Annotated in this window: 5 protein-coding genes; all 5 read left to right on the top strand. The window is 31.0% G+C overall.

Going from position 1 to position 4,664, the window contains the following annotated elements; translation table 11 throughout:
- Positions 1–254 precede the first annotated feature (254 nt).
- The 5 genes from H4O20_RS13465 (at position 255) to H4O20_RS13445 (ending at position 4,351) form a co-directional block, all read left to right on the top strand.
- The gene (locus H4O20_RS13465) at positions 255–788 is read left to right on the top strand and encodes a hypothetical protein (protein WP_185099613.1); all 534 of its coding nucleotides are present in this window, start codon (positions 255–257) and stop codon (positions 786–788) included.
- A gap of 329 nt (positions 789–1,117) precedes the next feature.
- Positions 1,118–1,432 carry a hypothetical protein gene (locus H4O20_RS13460; RefSeq protein ID WP_185099612.1) on the top strand — a complete coding sequence of 105 codons (315 nt, stop codon included), beginning with the start codon at positions 1,118–1,120 and terminating at the stop codon, positions 1,430–1,432.
- A gap of 298 nt (positions 1,433–1,730) precedes the next feature.
- A complete protein-coding gene (locus H4O20_RS13455; RefSeq protein WP_185099611.1) occupies positions 1,731–2,177 on the top strand; it encodes a hypothetical protein in 447 nt (148 codons plus the stop codon).
- 229 nt (positions 2,178–2,406) lie between these two features.
- Positions 2,407–2,934, top strand: a complete 528-nt coding sequence (locus H4O20_RS13450) for a hypothetical protein (RefSeq protein WP_185099610.1) — start codon at positions 2,407–2,409, stop codon at positions 2,932–2,934.
- A gap of 211 nt (positions 2,935–3,145) precedes the next feature.
- Entirely contained in the window at positions 3,146–4,351 is a 1,206-nt protein-coding gene (locus tag H4O20_RS13445; protein ID WP_185099609.1) for a hypothetical protein, read from the top strand.
- Positions 4,352–4,664 lie beyond the last annotated feature (313 nt).

Here is a 4,664-nt window from a genome sequence, read left to right as displayed (position 1 = left end):
TCGAAGTCTAAAGCTTCACCGTATATAGTAACCTTACTCCGCTCTTTTGTTCTTTCTGATTAATACTTAAAATTAACTTATTTAGTAAAAATCAAACTTAAGCCGTATATAATTTATTGCTGGCTTATCGCTTACTTACAAAAGTCCTCTCGGACTTTCTTGGTCGGTAATTATTTACTAAATTAGTTGCTTAAACCACGCAACAAACCATATACAAACACGTTGTGTGTCATTTTGAGAAAACCGAAACGAAATTGAAAGCTGAAATAATTAATCAACCATATTCTGGAGAATTTAAAGAAAGGATTTATGACATTGAAAGTCCTTGGAATTCTCAATCGTGGACTTGGATAAAGTTCACGGATAAAAATATGGCTGAAATGGTTGGACAATTTCGTGGATTTCCAAAACAAGTTAAATATTCGGAAAGTCGGAATGAAATTATTGTTCTGACTTCTGATTACGTTTTTAGACTAAACGCTTCTGACTTAAACATAATCGAAACGGAAAGTCAACCTGAATATCAAGACGTGGAAGTTTCGCCAAATGGAATTTTCTTTTTTCATAACTATTATGAAATTGAGAAAATGAATAGCTCGTTATCTGACTTGACTGAAATTCAAAGTCCTTTTAAAATGGATGACATCCGATTTAAAAATTGGAATGGAACGATATTGGAATTTGAGTGTGAGGAATTTACTAATTGGAGTCGCAATGAGATTATGGAATTAGACACAACCGAATGGAAAATAAAAATAAAAAAAACGAACACACAACACCGGCTATAGTTCATTGCTTCTGACTTTCCTATCGGAAAGTCCTCGCAAATTTGCTATCTTCGGTTTACGGCGGAAAATCCTCGTGGATTTTCACGCAACGAAACCATAGCCAAACACGTTGGCGGTAATATAAAAAAGACGAGTAAGTGAAATTGAATATGAGACAGAAAAAAATATATTTATTTATTCCGATTTTCTTCCTATTATTTTTAGTTGCATTAAGTAATACATTTTGGATAATTAATGCTTTAATATTTTTTCTCATCACACTGTTAGTTATATTCCTGATCTCGATTTTAACGGACAAGTTTTTTAAGACGAACTTTAAGTGGTTCGCATTGACATTATTTGGTGTTAGTGTAGCGGGAGTTTTAGCAGGAGTTTTAACATATCCGATCCAAGAAAAGTGGAATTTAAATAAAGCGGAAAGATTCATTGCAAAAATAGAGAACTTTAATACGGAGAATGGTAGATACCCACAATCAAGTTACGAAATAGAAATACCAATTTCACGAAATGGATTTTATGAAAAAGAGTTTGAATATTATTTGCCAGCAGAAAATGAAGGAGAATATATCATAAAATATTTTGACGGGTTTTGGAATACGAAAGTTTATGTTTCAAAAGAAAATAAATGGTACACCGACGATTAAATACTACCGCCAACAATGTATAAAAAAAATAGGGCAAGTAAGTGCTAAACCCAGTGTTTTGGCACATTTATGAGGTCGCCAAATCTTTTGATTTGGCTTTTAGAGAAATAATATAAAACAAAATGCAAAAGATTTGGCTTGTGGATAATCCGAAAGGTAATTTCTTATTTTCAGCCCTACTTCTTTTATACTAAACGTTGCCACACATTTAAAAAAAACACTGAAATTGATTAAAAATCTGTCCTTTATCATAGTATTCATAATTTCTGCAAGCGGATTTACGCAAGTGAATGAAAAAATGAAAGAACAAATTGAAATCAAATGCTATCATATTGATATTGATTTGGGTAAGCGGATACTAAAGAAAAGATTTGAGATTGATAGTGTCAAAATAAAATCAGAACGGTATAATAATAAAATTACCAACAAAATTAAGTTTAAGGAAAGTGGAGAATCAATCGATTTAGATATTTATTTTGAAAATGGCGAATTGTTAATGATTAGAACAACGGAACACAGTCCGAAATTCAAATCATATGAAAATGCAATTCAAGTAACAATTTTATATTTTGAAAACGGAATTAAAATTGACCAAAAAATTAGAACAGGAATTCCTAAAGGATTGCACGGAATTGGTTTTCCAAAGGATTTCGATTCTAATAAAGCTTACGGTTACGACAAAAACTTTACGCCAGAATTAATAATGGAAATTTCTAATCAAATAATTGAACAAACAGCGGAATAAAAACGTGTGGCAACACTGTATAAAAAAAATAGGGCAAGTAAGTGCTAAACCTTAATGTTTCAGGCATATTTGGGTGGTCGCCAAATCTTTTGATTTGGCTTTAGAACAAAAATATAAAACAAAATGCAAAAGATTTGGCTTGTGGATAATCCGAAAGGTAATTGCTTATTTTCAGCCCTACTTCTTTTATACTAAACGTTGTGGTGCATTTAAAACAAACATTGTGAATTTGAAAAAACTTCTTTTTCTACCGATTTTATTTCTGCTGATTAGTTGTAATCAAAAGCAAAAACAAATTAATACGTGGAATAATAGAATTGCGGAATATAAAACCGAATCGGAATTGATTTCTGCGAAAAACAATGCGGATTCTAAAAACCGAACTCAAGTTGCCGACACAATTACAAATTGGCAATTTTACAAAGATTCGGAATTGTTGTTTAAAAGTAATATGTTCGACTCAAACCGATTTACAGCGGAAATCAAAACTTCTGAAAATTACGAATATCTGATTTTAAATATGTTTTACGACTTCAATAACGAAATAATGAAACGGAAAATCGACTTGGTTTATAAAGACAAAATCCTCGTAACTTTTACGGACGAGAATAGAAGTCGTTCACCCTTTCGTATTCGAAAACAAGAAATAGATAAAATAATAAGTGGAAACGTTGGAAAAGAAATGTTTATAAATTATACCGACCCAATTAATAAAAACGGAATGACAGTCGGAATTTTAAAATTTACGGACGAATAAAAACGCACCACAACAACGTATATAGCTCATAGCTAATTAGTTGCTTAAATGAAGTTAAGGCATACTTGGAAAGTCGCCAAATTTTTAAATTTGACGATTTCCAACAAAAAAGAATAAATAGTAAAATTTAAAAATCTGGCTTGTGCTTAAACCGAAAATAATTTTCTAATTTGCACGCTACGAGCCATATACAAGACCGTTAGCAATAATTATGAAAAAAACATCGATAATCACATTAATACTATTGACATTATTGTCTTGCCAAAATGATAAATTAAAATTTCGGCCAATAGATTTTAATACTGATTACCAATTTAATGAACAAATTTTTTCAAAAATTGAGGATGATACAACCGGACAAGAAATAGAACGCTTAGCCACAGAATTTTCTTTAAAAGGTGATTATTCAATTGCTCAAAGACTTTTTGATTCGATTTTTAAATCTAAAAACAAAATAACAACCTCAAAATCTAGAGATTCATTAAGAGGTCTATACAAAAAAGTATCGGCAAAAAACTACATTTTAGATATTTCGAAACAAAATTCATTAATTATAATAAACGAAGCTCATCACGTTCCCTATCACAGAATATTTACGAAAAGTCTTTTGGCTGGATTGTATGAAAATGGTTACAAGCATTTAGGTTTAGAGGCATTAGATAGATTTGACACGCTTATAAATAACAGAGGTTATCCAATTAAGAAATCAGGTTATTACACAAAAGAGCCTGAATTTGGCAATATGATTCGCACAGCCATAGATATTGGATTTAATGTTTTTGGTTATGAAGATTGGGATGAAGCTCGAAAAGGCCCAGAATTTAGAGAAATAGCTCAAGCCAAGAATATAAAGAAAGTTATTGACGCAAATCCCAACGATAAAATATTAATCCATTGTGGTTATCTGCATGCATCTGAAGGCGAAAATGACTTTTGGAAAAAGGCAATGGCTTTAAGATTATCTGAATTGACCCACATTGACCCATTGACTATTGACCAAACAAAATATATAGAAAATTTTGACCAACAGTCAAATAATATATTTCTTAATAGTTTTGAATTTACGGAACCTACTATACTACTCGATGCTAATAAAAAACCATTACCTTATATTCGTGATAAGGATAAAATGGATTTAGTCGTTTTTCATCCGATTACTCAAATTGACAATTTACGACCCAATTGGAAATTTAAAAAAAGAAAGCAAATCCAGCTTGACATTTCAAATCTGGAAATTGAGTATCCAATTATGGTATTTGCTTTTAATAAAAATGATGATATAAATAATGCAACGCCAATAGATATATTAGAATTAAATAAAAACACTAATCCTAAACTTGCTTTAGTGAAAGGCGATTATCAAATTGTCATTACAAACGGAAAAAAATCATTTGCTGTCAATCAGATCGTAGAATAACTATTGCTAACAATGTATAAAAAAAATAGGGCAGATAAGTGCTAAGCTCAATGTTCCAGGCATATTTGCGAGGTCGCCAAATCTTTTGATTTGGCTTTAGAAGAAAAATATAAAACAAAATGCAAAAGATTTGGCTTGTGGATAATCCGAAAGGTAATTGCTTATTTACAGCCCTACTTCTTTTATACTAAACGTCAGACTGCGCAATAACCTCCCTTTCTTAATAACTTTGTTGATTACCTTTTATCCATTGGCCAAATTGCATTAAAATATTGGCTATCTTGATGTTATGGATTTTATAACAGGATTTAAT

The sequence above is a fragment of the Aequorivita sp. 609 genome, from assembly GCF_014212065.1.
Classification (GTDB): Bacteria; Bacteroidota; Bacteroidia; order Flavobacteriales; family Flavobacteriaceae; genus Aequorivita; species Aequorivita sinensis.
The sequence above is the reverse complement of the archived record's forward strand: the minus strand, read 5'-3'. Positions and strand labels throughout refer to the sequence as shown.